15 protein-coding genes are annotated in these 20,083 nt (G+C 58.1%); 3 read left to right on the top strand and 12 right to left on the bottom strand.

The features are described from left to right. Positions 1-2 precede the first annotated feature (2 nt). The 3 genes from AKL27_RS07210 (at position 3) to AKL27_RS07205 (ending at position 4,048) form a co-directional block, all read left to right on the top strand. A complete protein-coding gene (locus AKL27_RS07210) occupies positions 3-3,173 on the top strand; it encodes an error-prone DNA polymerase (protein WP_050462108.1) in 3,171 nt (1,056 codons plus the stop codon). 208 nt (positions 3,174-3,381) lie between these two features. Beyond that, on the top strand, positions 3,382-3,630 hold the full coding sequence (locus tag AKL27_RS27065; RefSeq protein ID WP_083438920.1) for a DUF4160 domain-containing protein: 249 nt from the start codon (positions 3,382-3,384) through the stop codon (positions 3,628-3,630). Then, complete coding sequence (locus AKL27_RS07205; RefSeq protein WP_050462107.1) at positions 3,617-4,048, top strand: DUF2442 domain-containing protein; 432 nt, start codon at positions 3,617-3,619, stop codon at positions 4,046-4,048. Before AKL27_RS27065 ends, AKL27_RS07205 begins: the two co-directional genes overlap by 14 nt. 106 nt (positions 4,049-4,154) lie before the next feature. Here the strand turns inward: AKL27_RS07205 and AKL27_RS07200 are convergent, their stop codons facing one another. From AKL27_RS07200 to AKL27_RS07140, 12 genes are all read right to left on the bottom strand, one after another. Further along, on the bottom strand, positions 4,155-5,258 hold the full coding sequence (locus tag AKL27_RS07200; RefSeq protein WP_050462106.1) for an ABC transporter substrate-binding protein: 1,104 nt from the start codon (positions 5,256-5,258) through the stop codon (positions 4,155-4,157). A 66-nt stretch (positions 5,259-5,324) separates the two neighbouring features. After that, positions 5,325-6,377, bottom strand: coding sequence for an ABC transporter substrate-binding protein (locus AKL27_RS07195; protein ID WP_050462105.1), 1,053 nt, complete (start codon positions 6,375-6,377; stop codon positions 5,325-5,327). 240 nt (positions 6,378-6,617) lie between these two features. Next, positions 6,618-8,507, bottom strand: coding sequence for an ABC transporter ATP-binding protein (locus AKL27_RS07190; protein ID WP_198155905.1), 1,890 nt, complete (start codon positions 8,505-8,507; stop codon positions 6,618-6,620). Beyond that, entirely contained in the window at positions 8,500-10,305 is a 1,806-nt protein-coding gene (locus AKL27_RS07185) for an ABC transporter ATP-binding protein (protein WP_198155904.1), read from the bottom strand. The genes AKL27_RS07190 and AKL27_RS07185 overlap by 8 nt, the downstream gene beginning before the upstream one ends. Then, positions 10,302-11,030 (bottom strand): ABC transporter ATP-binding protein, encoded by a 729-nt coding sequence (locus AKL27_RS07180; RefSeq protein ID WP_050462140.1) that lies wholly within the window; start codon positions 11,028-11,030, stop codon positions 10,302-10,304. Before AKL27_RS07180 ends, AKL27_RS07185 begins: the two co-directional genes overlap by 4 nt. 35 nt (positions 11,031-11,065) lie before the next feature. Next, entirely contained in the window at positions 11,066-11,953 is an 888-nt protein-coding gene (locus AKL27_RS07175) for an ABC transporter permease (protein ID WP_083438917.1), read from the bottom strand. 31 nt (positions 11,954-11,984) lie between these two features. Then, positions 11,985-13,028, bottom strand: coding sequence for an ABC transporter substrate-binding protein (locus AKL27_RS07170; protein WP_050462103.1), 1,044 nt, complete (start codon positions 13,026-13,028; stop codon positions 11,985-11,987). A 99-nt stretch (positions 13,029-13,127) separates the two neighbouring features. Next, positions 13,128-15,386, bottom strand: a complete 2,259-nt coding sequence (locus tag AKL27_RS07165; RefSeq protein WP_198155903.1) for a TonB-dependent receptor — start codon at positions 15,384-15,386, stop codon at positions 13,128-13,130. A 301-nt stretch (positions 15,387-15,687) separates the two neighbouring features. Next, positions 15,688-17,454: an ABC transporter ATP-binding protein gene (locus AKL27_RS07160; RefSeq protein ID WP_050462101.1), complete on the bottom strand. Its 1,767-nt coding sequence runs from the start codon at positions 17,452-17,454 to the stop codon at positions 15,688-15,690. Positions 17,455-17,722: 268 nt separating this feature from the next. Continuing rightward, positions 17,723-18,832, bottom strand: coding sequence for a sigma-54 interaction domain-containing protein (locus AKL27_RS07150; protein ID WP_050462138.1), 1,110 nt, complete (start codon positions 18,830-18,832; stop codon positions 17,723-17,725). A 117-nt stretch (positions 18,833-18,949) separates the two neighbouring features. After that, positions 18,950-19,360: an ExbD/TolR family protein gene (locus AKL27_RS07145; RefSeq protein ID WP_050462099.1), complete on the bottom strand. Its 411-nt coding sequence runs from the start codon at positions 19,358-19,360 to the stop codon at positions 18,950-18,952. Then, on the bottom strand, positions 19,360-20,079 hold the full coding sequence (locus AKL27_RS07140) for a MotA/TolQ/ExbB proton channel family protein (RefSeq protein ID WP_050462137.1): 720 nt from the start codon (positions 20,077-20,079) through the stop codon (positions 19,360-19,362). Before AKL27_RS07140 ends, AKL27_RS07145 begins: the two co-directional genes overlap by 1 nt. Positions 20,080-20,083 lie beyond the last annotated feature (4 nt).

Here is a 20,083-nt window from a genome sequence, read left to right as displayed (position 1 = left end):
TCATGGCTGAAACTCCGCTGCCGCTGCCGGCTTACGCAGAACTTTTTTGTCTCTCCAATTTCACCTTTCTGCACGGCGCTTCGCATGCCGAAGAATTGGTGGCGCGCGCCGTCAAACTCGATTACAGCGCACTTGCCATCACCGATGAGTGCACCCTGGCCGGCGTGGTGCGGGCCCATGCCGAAGCCGGAAAAACCAAACTGCCATTGATCATCGGCGCCCATTTCCATCTGACCCATGCCGACGGCAGCGCGGCATGGTCGCTGCTGGCACTGGCGCAAAACCGGGAAGGCTACGGCAATTTATCCGAACTGATCACACTGGCCCGCAGCCGCAGCGTCAAGGGTGAATACCGCCTGATGCCGCAAGATTTCAGCACACCGCCGCCGGCCTTGTCGCATTTGCGCGGCCTGCCCGATTGCCTGTTGATTCTGTTGCCGGATTATCCGGCGACAGCAAGGGCGCTGGACGTGCAGGCCGGATGGATGCGCCACCACTTTGGCGAGCGCGCCTGGATCGGCCTGACGCAACTGTACCGGGCCTGCGATGACCAGCATCGCGGCGTCATCGACGCCGCGGCCACCGCGCATGACTTGCCGGTAGTGGCGCTAGGACACGTCTGCATGCATGTGCGATCACGCAAGCCGCTGCAAGACGCCATGACCGCCATTCGTTTGCGCAAGAGCGTGGCGCAATGCGGCTATGATCTGGCCGCCAATGCCGAACAGCATCTGCGCTCGCGGCTGCGGCTGGCCAATCTGTTTGCGCCGGCAGCACTGGCGCAAACCGTGGCGATTGCCAGCCGCTGCACCTTTTCGCTGAACGATCTGCGCTATGAATATCCCGATGAGCTGGTGCCGCACAACATGACGCCAGCCGGTTATCTGCGCCAGGAAACCATGCGTGGCGCCCGGCGACGCTATCCGCAAGGCATTCCGGAGCAGGTTGTGACGCAGATCGAATTTGAACTCGGTCTGATCAATGACATGGCCTTCGAAGCCTATTTCCTGACGGTGTACGACATCGTGCTGTTCGCGCGCTCCAAAAATATCCTGTGTCAGGGTCGTGGTTCAGCGGCCAATTCCGCCGTTTGTTATTGCCTCGGCATTACCGAGATCGATCCCTCGCGCAGTATCTTGCTGTTCGAACGCTTTATCAGCAAGGAGCGTAACGAGCCACCGGACATCGACGTCGATTTCGAACATCAGCGGCGTGAAGAAGTGATCCAGCACATCTACCGCAAATACGGTCGCCGCCGTGCTGCCCTGACAGCCGCCGTCCACACCTATCGGCCACGCGGCGCGCTGCGCGACATCGGCAAGGCGCTCGGGGTCGATACTGCCGTGATTGATCTGGTCGCCAAGGCGCAGCACTGGTTCGACAGCAAGCATGCACTGCTGGAACGTTTCATCGAATGTGGTCTTGATCCGGATGCCGAGCTGACCCGGCAGTGGGCCGCACTGACCAGCCAGTTGCTGGGGTTTCCGCGCCATCTGTCGCAACACAGCGGCGGCTTCGTGATTGCGCGCGGTCAGTTGTCGCGCATGGTGCCGATCCAGAATGCGGCCATGTCCGACCGCACCGTGATCGAGTGGGACAAGGACGATCTGGAATCACTCAAACTGCTCAAGGTGGATGTGCTGGCGCTGGGCATGCTGTCGGCCTTGCGGCGCACGCTGGAACTGGTGGCCCGCTTGCGTGACAAACCATTTGCGCTGCACGATATTCCGCCCAAGGATGAAGCCACCTTCGAGATGATTCGCAAGGCCGACACCATCGGCGTATTCCAGATTGAAAGCCGGGCTCAGATGAGCATGTTGCCGCGCCTGCGACCGGAGAATTTTTACGATCTGGTAATTCAGGTTGCCATCGTGCGGCCGGGGCCGATTCAGGGCGGCATGGTGCATCCGTATCTGAAGCGTCGTCAGGGCCTCGAACCGGTGATCTACCCCGATGACAATCAAGGCAGCGGCGCATTTGAAAAAGCATTGGAGCGCACACTCGGTGTCCCGATTTTCCAGGAACAGGTGATGCAGGTGGCGATTGTCGCCGCCGGCTTCACGCCCGGTGAAGCCGATGGCTTGCGCCGTGCAATGGCGGCATGGAAACGCAAAGGCGGGCTGGAAAAATACGAAGAAAAGATCATCGCCGGCATGCTTGATAAAGGTTACGAAAAAGAGTTTGCCGTTGCCATTTTCAAACAGATTCAAGGCTTCGGCGACTACGGTTTCCCGGAGAGCCATGCCGCCAGCTTTGCCTTGCTGGCCTATGCCAGCAGCTGGCTCAAATGCCATGAACCGGAAGCCTTCCTGTGCGCCATGCTCAACAGTCAGCCGATGGGTTTCTACTCACCTTCACAATTGATACAGGATGCGCGGCGGCACGACGTGGTGGTGCTGCCGCTGGATGTCATGCACAGCGACTGGGAAGCGACACTGGTGACCGAGGCCGGCAATCCGCAACGACGACCGCAGGTACGCCTGGGATTCAATCTGTTGCGCGGCATGCGCATCGAAGCGGCACAACAACTGATGCAGGCCCGATGCGAGCGCCCTTTCAGCGATCTCGACGATCTGGCGCAGCGGGCGCGACTGGAACGCCGCGATCTGGAAGCGCTGGCAGCCGGCAATGCCATGCGCACGCTGGCCGGCCACCGGCATCAAGCCTGGTGGCATGCGGCCGCAGCCGCGCCCGATAAAGACTTGCTGCGCAGCGCCACCGTGCATGAGGATCCGGCGCTATTGAGCGAACCGAGCGAAGCCGACGACATCGTCGGCGATTACCGCGCTACCGGTCTGAGTCTGCAGCGTCATCCGCTGGCGTTGCTGCGCCCTCTGCTACTCAAGCAACGCTTTCTGCCGGCGGCCATGCTGGAAACCTTTCAGGATCGCCAGTTTGCGCGCGGCTGCGGCATCGTCACCGGGCGCCAGCGCCCCGGCACCGCCAAGGGGGTCGTGTTCATGAGCATTGAAGACGAGACTGGCTACGTCAATGTGATTGTCTGGCCCGATCTGCTGGAAAAACAGCGTCACGAAGTCTTGCATGCATCGCTGCTGGGCGTCTATGGCATCTGGCAATCTCACAGCGGCGTATGCCATTTGATCGCCAAGCGGCTGGTCGACCTGTCGCATCTGCTGGGCAAGCTGGAAACCAGCAGCCGCGATTTTCATTGAGGTTGCAATCGGGCACCGGTGATAAAAGCATCAACAATAATTAATAAATAGACAATTAAATTACAAACAGGCAAAATCCGATCACCCTCATATCAGCTGCCTCAAAGCAATATTTCCAGGCTTTCATTTTGAAAGATGTTGTTTCTCAACACCAAGGCTGATGGCATTTGCAAATTTCCTTAAACCCAAGACCCTTAGGTTTGATAAAATGCCTACACTACTTGTCATCTTCGGGCTGCGCGTGGTGATTTACCTCAATGACCACCGTCCGGCTCATGTTCACGTCATTGGCAGCGGCCATGAAGCAGTATTCAATCTGCATTGTCCTGCCGGCCCTCCGGAGTTACGCGAAAACTATGGTTTTTCGCGTACTCAGCTGACGCGGGTTTCAAATGAGCTGGAAGCCAGGTTGTTAAATTTTTGCGATGAATGGAAACGTATCCATGACTATTTCTGATCAAGCGTATATCGCGGCCAACAAACGTGCCGCCCTGAAAAAGGCGACCTTTCCGGCAGCAGTATCGGTTCGCTATGACAAGCGCACCGACAAAATCATCATTGAACTCACCACCGGTCTTGAGCTTGGTTTTTCACCCGCTCAGGCACAGGCATTTGAACATGTTCATGCAGCCGATCTGGTGGGCGCAGAAATTTCGCCGTCTGGCCTCGGCATCCATTTTCCGCGGGCAGATCTCGACATCTACATTCCCGGCTTGCTGGATGGCTTTCTCGGATCAAAGCGCTGGATGGCGGCGCAGCATGGCAGCAAAGGTGGAGCGGCATCAACTCCGGCCAAGGCTGCGGCAGCACGGGAGAACGGCAAAAAAGGCGGTCGTCCGCGCAAGAACAATACGCTGACAGAGGTATCACGCTGATCACGGACAACCGTCCAAGGCAACTGCCGCCATCGCGGCTTGCGGTGGCTTCCTGTCATGCGGACAGACACCGGATTTCGGAAACACGACGCAGCAGAGACGCTCCTCAAGCCGCTGCAGCCAGCCTCGCTGCGCGCAGTTGGTACGCGGCTTCCAGCGGCCGGTAATCGATCCAGGCATCGAGATCGAAATCAGCATCAAGAAAACCGTGCAGTAACAGAAAGTCTTTTTGCTGGCGGAACAATGCTACCCGCTCGGCTGACAGATCCGGATGCAGCGACCGGTGGAAACCATCGCGATAGGCCACCGTCACGGCATCAGCGCTGCCTCGTGTTTCACCCTCCAATATCTTGTGTACCCCCTCCAGATGCTGCGCGGCCCAGTCTGCGGCCTTCAGTGTCTGATCCAGAAACCGCACCACCAGATCGAGGTGATTGTCGAGCAGACTTTGATGCACGGTGATGGGACGCGGCGTGCCATTATTGACGCGGAACCGTTGCTCCGGCAGTTTATCGATATCAATCCCCACCACCACCCCGAGCCGGCGTGCTGCATCCACGGCGGCAGCGCCTTTGACATACACCGCATCAACCCGGCCCTCTGCCAGGTGCGTCAAGCCAGCCCACAAGCCCTGCAGGCCCTGACGATCACCAGCAGCATTCGCCGCCACCCCGGCAGTCGCCGACAGACGATCGTCAACTTCCACAAAGCGGACATCATCCAGCGTCAGGTCAGCGGATGCCAGCACGCCTTTGAATCCATGCAGTGTCATGCCACGGGCAATGCTGCTGCCGCGCGTATGGGATTGGATCGGACGCTGGCTGAACGCCGGCAGCGCCGCACGTACCCCCTTCAGATGACGCGCTTCGGTGATGCCGGAATCGGGACGCACGATAATCGCCTGTCCTTCATCAATCCAGGTCAGACCGATCAGCCGGTTGGGCGCGCCCTGAGCGCGTGCCGCCAGCGCCAGCATGTTGCCACCCTCGCGGATCAGCTCGGGCAATTCATGATCATAGTGATGACGCGCCAACGGACTGCCGGCAGCTTCTTCCTGCAAGGTGGCAATGGCGATGCCATCGCTGGCGAATTCATCCGCCAGCCAACCCAGTTTGAAGGCCAGACCGCTTGCGGTCGGTACCGGACAACGGGTAAACCAGATTTGACTGAGGCCGGTTGCAGCGGCTTTGTTGATTGGAGTAACAGACATGACTTGTTCCCTGACGAAGAAAATGGATGGCGACGCGCCGGTGCTGACCGGCGGTCGCCGGATTTGTTAGGCCGCCTGCGCGTGCAGCGTTTTGCTGGCAGCTTCGAATGCTGCGGTATCAATCCATTGACGCACGTCAACAGCGTTCGGAATGAAGTTCCAGCGATGCAGGAAATGCGTGAAATCCTGCAAGGCCACAATCGATTGTTCCGCAAAGTCGGTGCGCAGACGCAAATGCGCATCTTCGCCATAGGCAGCACGTACCCAGAAATCGTTACTGTTGGTTTCGCGCGCCAGGAACTGCCGGGTTTCTTCGGCATGCGCCCACGCCCATTGATCGGCGCGCAAGACTTGCTCCACCAGCGTCACGGCAGAATCGAAATGATGATCAAGCAAATGCTGGTCGACCGACAAGGTACGCGGTGTACCGTTGTTGGATCGGATCAGCGGATCGGGATGGGAGCCGGTATCGATCACTACCTGCAAGCCGAAGTGATGCACCAGTTGCGCCGCGTGTGCGCCTTTCAGGAAAATGGCGTCCACTTCACCGCGCAGCAAGCCGACCAGTTCGGCGTTATGCGAACCTGAACGGCTGCCGAGATTGGCCTTGCCATTGAAGCGCTGAATCGGCTCATCGCTGTGACGACGTGCGATCACGAAATCCACCAGTTCGACGTCGCTGACGCTGAGTCCTTCCAGCCGCAATGCATTTTCCAGTCCGCGTATGGCCTGTGCCCGCGAAAAATCGATTTGCACATTCTGCCATTGCGGCAGACCGAATTTCCGGCCTTTCAAATCTTTGACACTCTCGATGCCAGAGCCCGGCAAGGTCAGGATCAATTGAATTTCATCTGCCCACGACAGGCCGATCACGCGTGTATCGCGTCCTGCTGAACGAGCCCAGATGGCAGGAATATTGCCGCCGTGCCGTACCGAATTTTGCAAGGTGTGATCGAAGTGCGATTCACGCACCGCCTGATCATTGGACTCCTGCAAGGATTTGATGACGGTGTTCTTTTGCGCGAATTCCTGTTCCAGCCAGCCGCGCTGCAAAGCGATGCCGAGACTGGTAGGAACCGGGCAACGGGTATACCACAATGTATCAAGTGCCTGACTCATGACGTTCTCCTGAATGTGAATGCTGAAGTTCAATGTTCCGCAACGACGCAGCAACGGCGGCGGATAAGACCGGAATCAACCGGGTGTTGAAACTGCGATGAAGCCGGAGTGCAATCTGCAATTCCCATGCCAAGCTTCGCTGCCCGATTCGTGCCAGAAAACCGGTAAAAACCGGATCTTTTGCTGCCGCAGAAACATCCTGCCTGCACTTTGCTGCTGCCGCACCAACAGCACCTGACGCTATGCTGCTGCGGTATCCGGAGTGGTGACGGGAAGTGATTCATGCGCGGCGACGCCAGCGACCGCCGTGGCGATGCCGAATGTGTTTTGCTCATACGCGTGATACAAACTGGCATAAAAGCCGGCCTGTCCCAGCAGTTGCACATGACTGCCTAGTTCCACCAGAGCGCCGTGACGAATCACCGCGATCCGATCCGCATCGCGGATGGTAGCCAGACGATGCGCAATGATGATCGCGGTACGGCCGGCACACAGGCGGCGCAAGGCCCGTTGCAAGCGCCGTTCGGTATGGACATCCACCGCCGAGGTGGCTTCGTCCAGCACCAGCACTGCCGGGTCCGCCAGATAGGCGCGCACCAGACAGACGAGTTGCCGCTGACCGTGACTGAGGTAACGCCCCAGCGGCCCGACTTCGGTATGGTAGCCATGCGGCATGCGTTCCAGCACTTCATCCGCACCCAGCGCGCGTGCAGCATCGATCAATGTCTGCTCATCTGCTGCCGGCGCCGCCAGTCGCAGGTTATCCAGGATCGAACCGCTGAACAACACGTTATCCTGCAACACCACGCCGACATGCCGGCGCAGATTGTGTTGCGGAAAATCCCGCACATCCACGCCATCCAGTGCCACCCTGCCACCTTGCGCTTCATAAAAGCGTGTCAGCAATTGCACCAGCGTGCTTTTGCCATGACCGGTCGGGCCGACGATGGCGATCACCTCACCGGCCCGGATCTCCAGATCCAGCCCCCGGATTACCGGCGTCACGGCTTCCGGATGATAGGCGAAGCGCACGTTTTCAAATGACACCCGACCGGCCACCCGATCCAGCGCCGTCGCGTCTGCCCGATCAGTAATTTCAGGCCGGGTATCCAGCAGCAGAAAAATGCGCTGCGCCGATGCCGAGCCGGTGGCGTAACGTTCAAACAAGTCACTGAGTTCCTGCAAGGGCCCGAGAAACAACATCACATAAAACAGACTCTGGACAATCTGCCCGCTGCTCATGGTGCCGGTCGCCAATCCGTGTCCGCCGACCACCAGCAACAGCGCCATGCCGATGCTGGACAAGATCCCGGTATAAGGCGCAAACCAGCCGGCGCTGAGGCCGCCGCGTATCAATGACCAACTGAAGTCGCGCAGCAATACCCCATAGCGACGGCCATTGGCAACCTGCTGCCCGCTTTGTTGCAGCAATTGCACGCCCGATACGGTTTCTACCAGATGCGCCGTGAAGCGACTGCGCTGTTCCGCCACGCGTGCCCAGTTGGGTTGGGTAATGCGCTTGAAGGCCCAGATGCCGATAAGCAGCAAGGGAATGATGCTGGCCAGGCTGAAAAACAGCGCCGGCGCAATCTGCCAGAGCAAGACACCGGCGACCAGACAGCGCAAAAAGGCCGACAACAATTCCGGCGGCCCTTGCACCAGCAAGGCTTCCATGCTGTCGACATCCCGGTCCACCCGGCCGATGATGCGGCCGGCCTTGGTTTTGTCGAAGTAAGAAACGCTCAGGGCTTGAACGTGGGCAAACACCCGTATGCGCAAATCATTGAGCACGGTGATCGCGGCCGAGCCGGCCACGAACTGCGAGCAGCCGGCGCAGGCAAAGCGGGCAATCCAGCTCAGCGCCAAACCGGCACCAAGCCACCCCAACAACGGCAGGTCCAGTTGCCAGCCGCCGGCGTGAGGCGTCAGGCCATGATCAATCAGTTCCTTGACGAACCACGGCCGCAAGAACACCACGCCTACCAGCAATATTTCAACCAGTACGACAATCGCAATTTGCTTGCGTACCGGCCGCAACAACGGCAACAGACGGTGAAACATGCTGCGATTGAGCGCCTGCTTGGCCAGCGCCTCTTCGATTTCAATATCGCTCAGCGGTTTGTTACGCATCTCGGCCATGTTCCAACCCCAGCAAATCACGATAAGCGGCATTGCCGGCAGCCAGTTCCTGATGCCGGCCGGCGGCCACGATATGGCCGGCGTCCAGCAGCAGAACGCGGTCGGCAAACAGAATGGTGGACAGTTTGCTGGCAACCAGCAGCAAGGTTTGGGTACTGCCATGGTGATGCCGGCGCATGGCACTCAGTATGTTGCGTTCGGTCACCGCATCGAGCGCACTGGTGGCGTCATCGAGAATCAGAATATCGGGCGCCGCGAGCAAGGCCCGCGCCAGACACAAGCGCTGGCGCTGACCGCCGGACAGCGTCACGCCACGGTCCCCGAGCCGGGTCTGCAAGCCATCGGCCAGACCAGCCAATATTTCATCGGCGCAGGCCAGACGCAAGGCCTCATGCAAATCCTCTTCACTGGCGTCCGGCGCGCCAAGACGCAAATTTTTCTCCAGCGTGTCGGAAAACAAAAAACTCTCTTGCGGCAGCACATGTACACGGCGCCGCAATTGGTGCAGATCGGCATCATTGACATCGCACCAGCCGGCTTCATCGGAACCCACGGCAACCCGGCCAGCATCGGCTTGCAGCAGGCGCGGCAACAAATTGACCAGCATGCTTTTGCCAGCCCCGGTGACGCCGACCAGCGCCACCACCTCACCCGGTTTGATGGTCAATGAACAGTTGTCCAGAATTCGCTGGCCGCCACCGGTGGTACCAAGCGCTACCTGTTCCAGCCGGATACCCAGCGGCGTCGGCGGCAATGCTTGATTACCGCTGACAATCGCCGGCGTCACATCCAGCAATTCCCAGATCCGTTCTGCCGACGAGCGGGCATCAGCAAATGCCTGCATGGCACGCCCTGCGCCTTCGAGCCGGAATACCAGCGTGGTGGCAATCAACAGCGATGCCGTCAGCGCACCCAGATCAAGCCGGTTCTCACTGACCAGCACCGCGCCGTACACCAGAATCCAGACATGCCCCAGCGCCACCACCGTCTGCGGCACCGGAATGCGTGAACTGGAATACGCCAGCGCATTGCGGGCATGCCGGACAAAGGCCTGCACTTGCACGCTGAAGCTGGCGATACGCTGCGCTTCCAGCACAAAGGATTTGATTACGCGCACGCCGCTGATACCTTCCGACAAATCCTGATTGACGCGGTCATAGGCTTGTCCGACCTCGCGATCCAGTTGCACCAGATGTTCGGTCTGCCAGACAAAGATCGCCATGCCGGCCAGCGTCAGCAACAGCGGCACCAGTCCGAGCAGCCAGTCATACCAGCACAGCAAGCCGATCGAGGCCGCCACCACCAGCAGCGTTTCCACCCCTTGCCGCCAGAAGGTGACCATGGCGTCGCGCACTTTGTCGGCATCGCGCGTGGTGCGCGTCACCAATTCACCCATGCCGTGTTGCCAGTGATATGCCAGATGCAATTGCTGTATCTGCGCAAAAATGCGCGCCCGCAACTCGGTCAACAAACGCTGATTGCTGAGCTGCGAGGAAATCGCTACGGCATATTGCAGCACGCCACGCACCAGCGCCACTGCGGCCAGCACCAGCAACCAGTAGCGGGCCCGGCTGTAGTCGAAACTGCCATCATCCAGTCGCAGCACCGCCCTGCCTTGCGTGACATCATTGACGGCGCGGCCCAGCAACCACTGCTGCAGCGACAAGCCGGCATTGACCACGACGAACAGCAGCGCCGTGACCGCAAACAACCATGGCATCTGACGATAAATCGCCAGGCAGCGCAGTAAGGGATAACGTTTCTTCATTGGCGCGACGTCGCGGCTCATTGCACTTCCGTCACACCGAGCGCCAGCAAAAAGCGGGCGCGCAGACGATCAAACGTGTCGCCGCCACGACGGCGCGGATGGGCAATATCGATGCGTTCATCGACAGCCACCCGGCCATCGGTCAGCACCAGTACCCGATCCGCCAGTTGGATCGCTTCATCCACATCATGCGTGACCAGCAAGACTGCCGGTTGATGACGCTGACACAGATCGGCCACCAGACTTTGCATTTTCAGCCGCGTCAGCGCATCCAGCGCCGCGAACGGTTCATCCAGCATCAGCAATTGCGGGGCCCGCAACAAGGCACGTGCCAGTGCGACCCGCTGCGCCTCACCGCCGGACAAGGTGGCCGGCCACGCATGCGCATGCCGCTCCAGTCCGACCTCGGCCAATGCCGCCAATGCCGCCTGACGATTGCTGGCAGTACGGGGCAGCCCCAGCAAGACGTTGTCGAGTACCCGCTTGGACTGGACCAGTCGTGGTTCCTGAAATACCACTGTGCGTGCCGGTGCGACCAGCGCACTGCCATCGGTGACCTGATCAAGTCCGGCCAGAATCCGCAGCAAGGTCGTCTTGCCGCTGCCGCTCTTGCCCAGCAGAGCAATGAATTCGCCCGGCCGGATATCCAGATCAAAACCATCGAGTACGGCTTTGCCGGCGAATACCTTGCGTGCATTTTTGACCTGCACCGCCAGCGCCGCCGAGGTGTTTGCATTGTTCAACATAGTGCTTCCCGATTCGTGTTGGTTGCCGCCGCGATTCATTTCTTTGCCACCGCACGCCAAGGCATGACGACGCGTTCCAGCCAGCGCACCAGCAGATCGGTGCTGAGTCCGAACAAGGCATAAATCACCACGCACACAATCAATATCTCGGTCTTGAAATATTCCTGCGCCTGCAACATCAAAAAGCCGATACCTTGCGTGGTGTTGATCACTTCCACCCCGATCAATGCCAGCAGCGACATGGTCATCGACAGCCGCAAGCCAACCATCAGCGATGGCAGCGCCGCCGGAAAGTGAATTTCAACAATCATGCGCCAGCGCGACAAGCCGAATATCTTGGCGGCTTCGATGATTTTCGGATCGACATTGCGCACACCGCTGAAGGCATTCAGATACATCGGCTTGGCCGCACCGGCGGCAATCAAAATGATTTTTGACGACTCACCGATACCGAACCACACAATCAATAACGGAATCAGCGCCAGAAACGGCACGGCCCGAATCATCTGTACCGTCGGATCAATCAATTCCTCGGCTACCTTGCTCAACCCGGAGACGACGCCCAGACACAAGCCGAAGCCGCCGCCCAGCAACAAGCCGATACCGGCCCGGCTCAGCGACAGCGACAGGTGATGCCACAACACACCCGATACGGTCAGACGCCAGGCACTGTCAAGCACCACCCACGGCGGCGCCAGAACATTTTCGGCAATCGCGCCGCTGTAAGAACCGAGTGCCCATGCCAGCAGAATCAGCAATGGCACCAGTACCCGCAAGCTCAGCGACAGCCAGCGCGGGCGACTGCTTTCATACAACCGCTGCGGTGGTGTCAGACGGATGGGAGTAACGCCGGGCGCAGTAGCTGCAACCGGTGTGGCGTCGTCGGTGGCCGGCCAGGAATTGGCCGCGGTGGTACTTGTCATGCTGCTCTTTCTTTGTGATTCAAACACGGCGTCATTGCCGCAATACCCAGTCATCTACCGAGAATGCGGATTGCGCCACCTTGTTCTTGAGACGGAAATCCAGCAGCTTTTTCAAGGCCGCTACGCCGTCTTCGGAAATCGGCCGTTCTTCATAATTGACGCCACTGGTGGCGCGCACGATATCCAGGCTATAGCCGGTGCTGTCGGCAACCCAGCGGTAATAGGCTTCCGGTTCTTTGCGAATGGCGTCGATACCGCTCTTGAGGCCGCGCCAGAATGCGGCGGCAAAGGCTGGATTGGCCTTCAAAAAATCTTCGCGTGCGGAAATGATGCTGACCGTGCGACCGGTAGACGGCACATCACCGAGTTTGCCGATCAGCGTCAAACCAAATTTGTCGATCCACAATTTGGCAATCGACGGCGACGTCACGTAGGCGTCGAGCTGATTGTTTTGCAAGGCCGGCAAGGCTGCAGAGGACGGCAACTGGGTATAACCGACATTCTTGAGCTGCAAACCTTCAGCGGCGGTCTGGAAACTGTAATCGAAGGTCGAACCGAACAGCAGGCCGACACTGTGGCCGCTCAGTTCCTGCAAGGTACGCGGACCGCCCTTGCGGCCCACCACCCAAAACGACGATTCGATAATGTTCGGATTGGTGACATACAAGGCACGATGTTTCTCGCCGCGCGCACGTGACAATACCGCCGGCGAGTCACCGGTCGTCGCCACTTCCGCCTGACCGCTCATCATCCCCAGCAAGGCAGCGGCGGTACGTGGAAAGCCGACAATCCCCTTGAAACGAAAACCGGATTTCTGCAGTTCCTGCTGAAAGGTACCGAGATGAATGGCATAGCCGAGCGGACCGGTCGTTTTCAATTCCTTGCTGACCTGTTCCGGATTGCCAAGCGATGCCGCTGCAATACGGAAATCGACCAGTTGCGTGCTGGCGTTGAGACTGGCCGCGCGCGGCAATCCGACCCATAACGCCGCTGCACCGAGCAGTGACAGCAAACCGGCGACAAGCAGCCAGCGCCGGGAAAACAGAGAAGTTGCCGTGACGGCGGGTTCAGTCATGATGGATTAACCTTGTTGGCATGGATGACAGAAGAACAGGATGTTTCAGATTGCAGCGACCAGCCATCTGCCAGTCGCTGCCCGTTTTCAAAGGACCACTCAGAAGCGATACGTAGCCGACACGCCGAACGTGCGTGGTGCGCCGTAGGAATACAGACCCGTGATCAGCGCGGTATTGCGATAGATCTTGTCCGTCACGTTCAATACATAGCCGCGCACTTCGTACTTCTTGTCCGGCGAGATATAGCCGGCCGACACATTGCCCAGCCAGTAAGCGTTTTCGGTCAGGAAGCCGCTGGTCTGATCGACTGCATTGAAGTACGCCTTGCTGCGGTAAGCCCAATCGGTGTTGAACAACAGCGCGGCGCCGGTCGGCAACGGATATTTGTAATCCACCTGCACATTGCTGATGATGCGCGGCACGCGGTTGAACCAGTTGCCGGCAGCGTTATGCGTCGGCGTATCCTGGAAATCTTCAAACTCGGTATTGTTCAGACCGATATTGACCGCCACCCGCAAATCCTTGACCGGTACCACCGCGACTTCCAGATCCAGCCCGCGCACTTTGCCGCTCTTGGCATTGATGAAGGTCAGGATTTGCTGACTCGGATTGAGCGGATTGAGCGTGGTGCCCTTTTGCTGAATATCCGTATAGTCGTAATAGAAGGCAGCCGCATTGACTTGCAAGCGGTTATCCCACCACTCGCTCTTGACACCCAGTTCATACGATTTCAGAAATTCCGGCTGAATCGTCGTCACCTGACTCTGGGCGGAGGCACCAGCATTGAAGCTGCCGCCATTGAACCCCTTGGCATGGCGGAAATAGGCGCGCAGGTTATCGGTAAATTGATAGGTCGGCGTGATGTCGTAGGTAAACGCCGACCAGGTTTTGGAATCGTTCTGCCGCGCCGCCGTCGTGAGATTCGCATTCAGACTGCCTGGCAACCACCATTGCGCGACATTGTTGTAGGTAGTGCCATTCGGTGCCGTGCGGTAGAGATAATCGATATCCTTGGTTTCCCAGGTCTGGCGCAAGCCGACCGCAACATCGAATTTTTCCGTGAACTTGTAATCCAGATTGCCGAACAGCGCATAACTTTTCGATTTCAGCGAATAATCGGTGGTATTGAAACTGGTCGCCTTGTTGCCGCCGGCAGCATTCTTCGATCCCGGCAATACGCCAGTCTGCGAACTGAAATCAAGCTTGCCATCAAAGAAATAGGCGCCGGCAATCCACGACAGACGATCGGCCTTGGACGATGCCAGCCGGAATTCCTGGCTGAACTGATTGACGGTGAAATCGGTGCGGCTGCGGCTTGATTCGTAAGTCACCGAATCGGCACTGGTTTGCAGCCGGTCGAAGGTTTCATAGCCGGTAATCGAGGTCAGCGTCAGGCCGCCGTCGAGCTTCTTGTTGAGCGTCAGTGAACTGCCCTTTTGCTTCAGATTGTCGGTCGGCTCGACCAGCGACGGCACATCGAAACGCGTTTGCGTCGGCACCGCAGTGGTGCCACTTTGCAAGACCGGGCCGTTGAAGTCGCGATAGTGGATATTCAACAGTGCTTCAAAGGTGCTGGAGAATTTCGCCAGGAATTGTGTACGTACACCGAGATCGCTCCAACGCTCAGTGCCGGGGACAAAACTGTTTTGCGCATAGCGATCCGAATCTTCACGGTGAATCGATACCCGCGCCGCCAGCACGTCATCTTTGATCGCACCGCCCACGGCACCTTCAAACACCGAGTTGTGATAATTGCCGTAGCTCAGCTTGGCATAGCCATCGGTATCGAAGGTCGGCTTGCGCGAAATGAAATTGATGGCGCCACCGGTGGTGTTCTTGCCCCACAAGGTGCCTTGCGGTCCGCGCAATACCTCTACCCGTTCCAGATCAAACAAGGGGAAACCGACGGTCGACGCATTCCAGATATAGACATCATCCAGATAGGTGCCAATCGGATTGGTATTCCATACCGAAGCATCGGACAAGCCAATGCCGCGGATATAAAATTTCGGCCGGCCATGGCCGTCGGTAGTATCGGCCGTCATGTTGGGCACGAAACGAATGATGTCACCGGCATTGCGGACTTCACTGCTTTCAATCGTATCGCCGCCGATTACCGTCACCGCCGAAGCGATACTCTGCACGTCATCTTCGCGACGCTCGGCCGTCACCACCACTTTTTGCAACACGATGCCACTCTTGTCGCCAGTCGCCGCCGGCTTCGCAGGCGCATCAACGGCGTCCGCCGCCCACGCGCCGCCGCTCAATACTGCAGAGATGGCTACCGCCATCAGACGACGTTGCAGATGCCATGGGTTGTTCTCTGTTGCACGCTTGCCAGACCACCTTGAATTCATCACTACTCCCCGGAAAGAAACTGTGTCAGTTTCATCGTTAATCAGAAAAAATATTGTTGTTGCCCGCGCTGTGATCAGCCATGTCATCGTCGTCGCCAATGCATGCCATTCACGTTCCAGACATGCTCAATAGCAGGATGCGTGCCACATGAAATATCTCCCCACGATTCTTTCCAAGTCGTTGATTTTTATATGAATATTTTTAATTTCAGTCTCTGCGACACAGTGCCGGCATGGCAGCACTGCGGCGGGCCTGATGGTGTGGCAACAACCGATCAGCAGTGCTGCATCTGCAGCAGCCCTAAGCCGCCAGCTCCGTTACCGGCGCCCCGCCTTGCAATGCATACAGACGTGCATACAAGCCGCCATGCAGCCGTTCCAGTTCGGCGTGAATACCGCGTTCGACAATGCAGCCGTCCTGCATCACCAGAATCAGATCAGCACTTCTGATGGTACTGAGGCGATGCGCGATGATGATCGAGCTGCGCCCGCTGACCAGTGTTTCCAGTCCTTGCTGAACCAGATGTTCCGATGCGGAATCAAGCGCACTGGTAGCTTCGTCGAGGATGATCAGTTGCGGATTTTTGAGAATCGCGCGGGCAATCGCAATCCGTTGCTTTTCCCCGCCGGACAATTTGACGCCGCGTTCGCCGACCATCGTGTTGTAGGCTTGCGGTAACCGGCTGATGAATTCATCGGCATACGCCAGTGCCGATGCCGCCTGAATCTGCGCCAGATCGACCCCGACTTTGGCAAACGCAATGTTTTCGGCGATGCTGTCGTTGAACAAGGCGACATCTTGCAATACCACCCCCATCAAGGCGCGCACCGAGGCTTGCTGGTAATCCAGCAAATCCCGGCCATTGATCAGAATGGTGCCGCTGCCCGGCGCATAAAATCCCATCAGCAGTTTGACAATGGTGGTCTTGCCGCCACCGCTCGGTCCCACCAGTGCCAGTGCCTGACCGGCGCACAACGAAAATGAAATGTCATGCAAGGTCGGTTGCGACTGGCCCGGGTAACAAAAGCTGACATGATCGAACACGATCGTGTCGATACCTTGCAACGGTATAGCGTCGGGGCGATCCGCCAATTGCGCCGGTGCATCCAGCAATTCGGCCAGGCGTTCCGCATTGCTTTCGATATCGCCCATTTGATTCAGCTGGCGCGAAATCGGCGCAATCGTATTGATCAGATTCTGTGCCAACGTCAGTACGAACAGCACATCGCCGGGACTGAAGCGGCCGTTCAATGCGCCATGCGCCGCCAGCCCGACGGTCAGGCACAAGCCGGCGGCATTGGCCAGGTTGAGCCACAGGCTGGCACGCCATTCGAGCTTGTGCAAGGCATCGCGCGTCAGCTTCCACTCGGCCTGAGTATCATCGTAACGTTGCTTGACGGCCGGCTCGCCACCGAAGCTGCGTACCGTGGCGACGTTGGAAATCATTTCCGCCAGCAAGCCCGACATCCGCCCTGCCAGTCGTTGCCAGCCGCGCCGGTAAGGTTGCGTGGCATGCACGGTGCGATACGACAGCAACAGATTCAGGGCCACCACGGCCACCATGATCAAGCCGATCACAGGTGCTTTCCATAACAGCATGGCGACGATGAAAAACAATTGCAGAATGTTGGCCAGCGTTCCTTCGGTCAACGAAAACAGCCACATGGTGATGGTCGTGATGTGGCCGAAGCGATCCATGATTTCACCGACGCGCTTCTTTTCAAAGTAGTCAATCGACATACGCGTCATATTGTCGAATACCCGCTGACGAAAGGTACTGACGGTATCCAGCCACAAGTCATCCGACTGTTTGTCTTGCAAGGCGCTGAACAACACCATCAGCACCCGCAACCCGAAAAACAGCGATAGCAATACTGCGACGCTGGCACTGGCTTGCTGCGCCGATACCTGGCCGGACAACAGAGCGGCGATGACATCGACGATGTGCTTATACAAAAACGGCGTGGCAGTACTCACCGCACCCAATACCGTTCCCACCACAAACACACCCAGAATGCGCCCGCGATATTCGGGAATGAAACGAATGACTCGCCAGATATTTCTCATTGTTTTTCTGCTTGATACGCCGGCTGCGCGGCGTTGTAATTGAATCAGACAGACGCTAATGCAGGATGCATGCCATCCGCCGCGCTCGCCGTCCGCTCGCCGCCATGGTCCGGACCGCCTTGCTGATGGCGGCCTGGCGAGCAACGAAAATACGCATGCGGCGACGGCCATTGCCGCAGACAACAGCCGGACTGCTGATATAGCAGCAGCCGTGTTGCGCCATCAGCAGCATGTCAACAATGGAAAATGAATGTGGATAAACGATGCGTCAGATCGAATCGGCAGCCTGCAACTTGAGAATGCCCAGTTGCGCCAGTCGCGCGCGGACAATATTGCGGCTCAGGTTCAACAGACGCGAGGTCTGCAATTGATTTCTGTCGCAGTAATCGTAGGCCGTTGAAAACACCGCAGCTTCGATGTCTTGCCAGAGATCGGGAGGATTTTCATCATACAGACGGGTCAATGCTTTCTTGAGCGCTTGCAATGGCGATGCGCTGTCCGCCGTGCGCTGCTCGGCCGGCGCATGCAGGCCGTCCGCCGCCGCAACGTCGCCTTCATTGAGTGATGACAATACACCCAGCGACGAAAACTGAAAATCACTGGCTTCAATCTGCTGCCCGCGACTGATCAGCAAGGTGTGATGAATCACATTTTCCAGCTCGCGGATATTGCCCGGCCATGAATACTGTTGCAGCCGGCGCAACGCAGCATCGGCAATGGTCGGTGTCGAAATGCGCAGCCGCTTGGTATAGATATCGATGAAATGCTTGGTCAGCGGCAGAATATCGTCGGGCCGCTGACGCAGCGGCAATAATGCCAGTTTGGCGACATTGAGACGGTAATACAAATCTTCGCGGAAATTGCCGGCGCGCACTGCCGCTTCCAGTTTGACATTGGTTGCCGCCACCAGCCGCACATCAATCTTGATCGCCTTGCGCGACCCGACCCGCACTACTTCCCGCTCCTGCAATACCCGCAACAATTTGACCTGCGCCGACAACGGCAGGTCACCCACTTCGTCCAGAAACAAGGTGCCGCCATTGGCCGCTTCAAACCAGCCGGGACGACTATCGAGCGCGCCGGTAAACGCGCCGCGCTCATGCCCGAACAATTCACTCTCGATCAGCGTTTCGGAAAAGGCACCGCAATTGACGGCGATGAAGGGACGGTCGACACGTTCGCTCAAGGTATGCACCAGGCGCGCGATCAATTCTTTGCCGGTGCCGCTTTCGCCGGTCACCAGTACGCTGGCGTCACTGGGTGCGACCAGCCGGATGCGTTCCAGCAGAATTTTCGAATTCGGGTCCTCGAAGGCGAGCGCCTTGGCGCGAATCGATATGGCATGCGCGGCGGGATTGGGGAGACTTAATACCTCCATCATTAACTTTCATCTGGTCTTGCGTACGGTATCAAGTTAACACGTTGACGCCGGCCGGAGAACCAATGGTTTTTCATATTCATATGGCAAAACCAAATAAGCCGGCCGGCGCGATGCTCAACCGCCGGGCGTGGTCAGCACCGCCAGCTTGCTGACACCGGCACGTTCGATCACCGCCATTACCTTGGCGACAGCACCGTACGGTACGGCGTCGTCGGCTTGCAGGCTGAGACTCAGATCGTGGTCGGCCGCCACCAGCTTGCGCAGTTCCGGCTCCAGCGCTTCCTGTGCAATTTCCTGTTTGTCGATGAACAGTTTGCGTTGCGCATCGACACTGACGGTGACCGCCTTGGTTTGCGTCGGCGGCGCGGTGGTCGCAGTTTTCGGCAAGTTGATGTGCACCGCATTATTGAGCAGCGGCGCGGTGATGATGAAGGCCACCAGCAATACCAGCATCACGTCTACCAGCGGCGTGATGTTGATTTCACTGAGAACGCTGTCGCCATCGCTGTTTGATGAAAAAGCCATTATGCAAATACCTCACGCTTGGCAGCCACTTGTTTCACGTCCTTGATGGCGGTAACGCGCGCGCTGCCTTGCTGAAGACGGAAACCACGCTTTTGCGACAAGTTCACGATATCGGTGGCGTAGCTGTCGAAATCGGCGCTCAACACTTTCAGACGCCGCAAGAAAAAGTTGTAGGCCAATACCGCCGGCACCGCCACGGCAATCCCGATACCGGTGGCAATCAATGCTTCGCCGATAGGACCGGCCACTACGTCGATACTGGCCGAGGCGCTTTTGCTGATCGAGGCCAATGCATGAATGATGCCGAACACGGTACCGAACAAGCCGACAAACGGCGCCGTGCTGCCAATCGACGCCAACACCGCCAAACCGCTTTCGAGCCCGTGACGCTCGCGCTGGATCTGCTGATGCAAATGCCGCTCCAGCAATTCCTGACGGTCCCAGCTATGTTCCAGATCAGCGACTTCATCGGCGCTGTCGGTCAGCGCGCCGAAGCCGGCCTTGGCCAGCCGTGCTTTGGGACTGTCATCTCCGGCCAGCGCTGCGGCGGCTTCAAGATTGGCAGCACTCCAGAATTGCCGGGCGAAACGCCGGTCTTGCCGCGCCACGCGCCAGTGCTGAACGCCTTTGGCCAGGATCAGCACCCACGTCACCAGCGAAAAAAACAGCAGCGTGTAGAGGGTACCGCGCACAATAAGATTCAATGCAAAATCTGACATGATG

The sequence above is a fragment of the Herbaspirillum autotrophicum genome (assembly GCF_001189915.1).
Classification (GTDB): Bacteria; Pseudomonadota; Gammaproteobacteria; order Burkholderiales; family Burkholderiaceae_D; genus Herbaspirillum; species Herbaspirillum autotrophicum.
The sequence above is the reverse complement of the archived record's forward strand: the minus strand, read 5'-3'. Positions and strand labels throughout refer to the sequence as shown.

Bases quoted from the DNA above. Each gene is read 5' to 3' on its own strand.
- AKL27_RS07150 (WP_050462138.1), bottom strand. From the start codon at position 18,832: ATGGAGGTATTAAGTCTCCCCAATCCCGCCGCGCATGCCATATCGATT.
- AKL27_RS07200 (WP_050462106.1), bottom strand. From the start codon at position 5,258: ATGTCTGTTACTCCAATCAACAAAGCCGCTGCAACCGGCCTCAGTCAA.
- AKL27_RS07160 (WP_050462101.1), bottom strand. From the start codon at position 17,454: ATGAGAAATATCTGGCGAGTCATTCGTTTCATTCCCGAATATCGCGGG.
- AKL27_RS07175 (WP_083438917.1), bottom strand. From the start codon at position 11,953: ATGACAAGTACCACCGCGGCCAATTCCTGGCCGGCCACCGACGACGCC.
- AKL27_RS07140 (WP_050462137.1), bottom strand. From the start codon at position 20,079: ATGTCAGATTTTGCATTGAATCTTATTGTGCGCGGTACCCTCTACACG.
- AKL27_RS07195 (WP_050462105.1), bottom strand. From the start codon at position 6,377: ATGAGTCAGGCACTTGATACATTGTGGTATACCCGTTGCCCGGTTCCT.
- AKL27_RS07145 (WP_050462099.1), bottom strand. From the start codon at position 19,360: ATGGCTTTTTCATCAAACAGCGATGGCGACAGCGTTCTCAGTGAAATC.
- AKL27_RS27065 (WP_083438920.1), top strand. From the start codon at position 3,382: ATGCCTACACTACTTGTCATCTTCGGGCTGCGCGTGGTGATTTACCTC.
- AKL27_RS07170 (WP_050462103.1), bottom strand. From the start codon at position 13,028: ATGACTGAACCCGCCGTCACGGCAACTTCTCTGTTTTCCCGGCGCTGG.
- AKL27_RS07165 (WP_198155903.1), bottom strand. From the start codon at position 15,386: ATGAATTCAAGGTGGTCTGGCAAGCGTGCAACAGAGAACAACCCATGG.
- AKL27_RS07190 (WP_198155905.1), bottom strand. From the start codon at position 8,507: ATGCGTAACAAACCGCTGAGCGATATTGAAATCGAAGAGGCGCTGGCC.
- AKL27_RS07205 (WP_050462107.1), top strand. From the start codon at position 3,617: ATGACTATTTCTGATCAAGCGTATATCGCGGCCAACAAACGTGCCGCC.
- AKL27_RS07180 (WP_050462140.1), bottom strand. From the start codon at position 11,030: ATGTTGAACAATGCAAACACCTCGGCGGCGCTGGCGGTGCAGGTCAAA.
- AKL27_RS07185 (WP_198155904.1), bottom strand. From the start codon at position 10,305: ATGAGCCGCGACGTCGCGCCAATGAAGAAACGTTATCCCTTACTGCGC.
- AKL27_RS07210 (WP_050462108.1), top strand. From the start codon at position 3: ATGGCTGAAACTCCGCTGCCGCTGCCGGCTTACGCAGAACTTTTTTGT.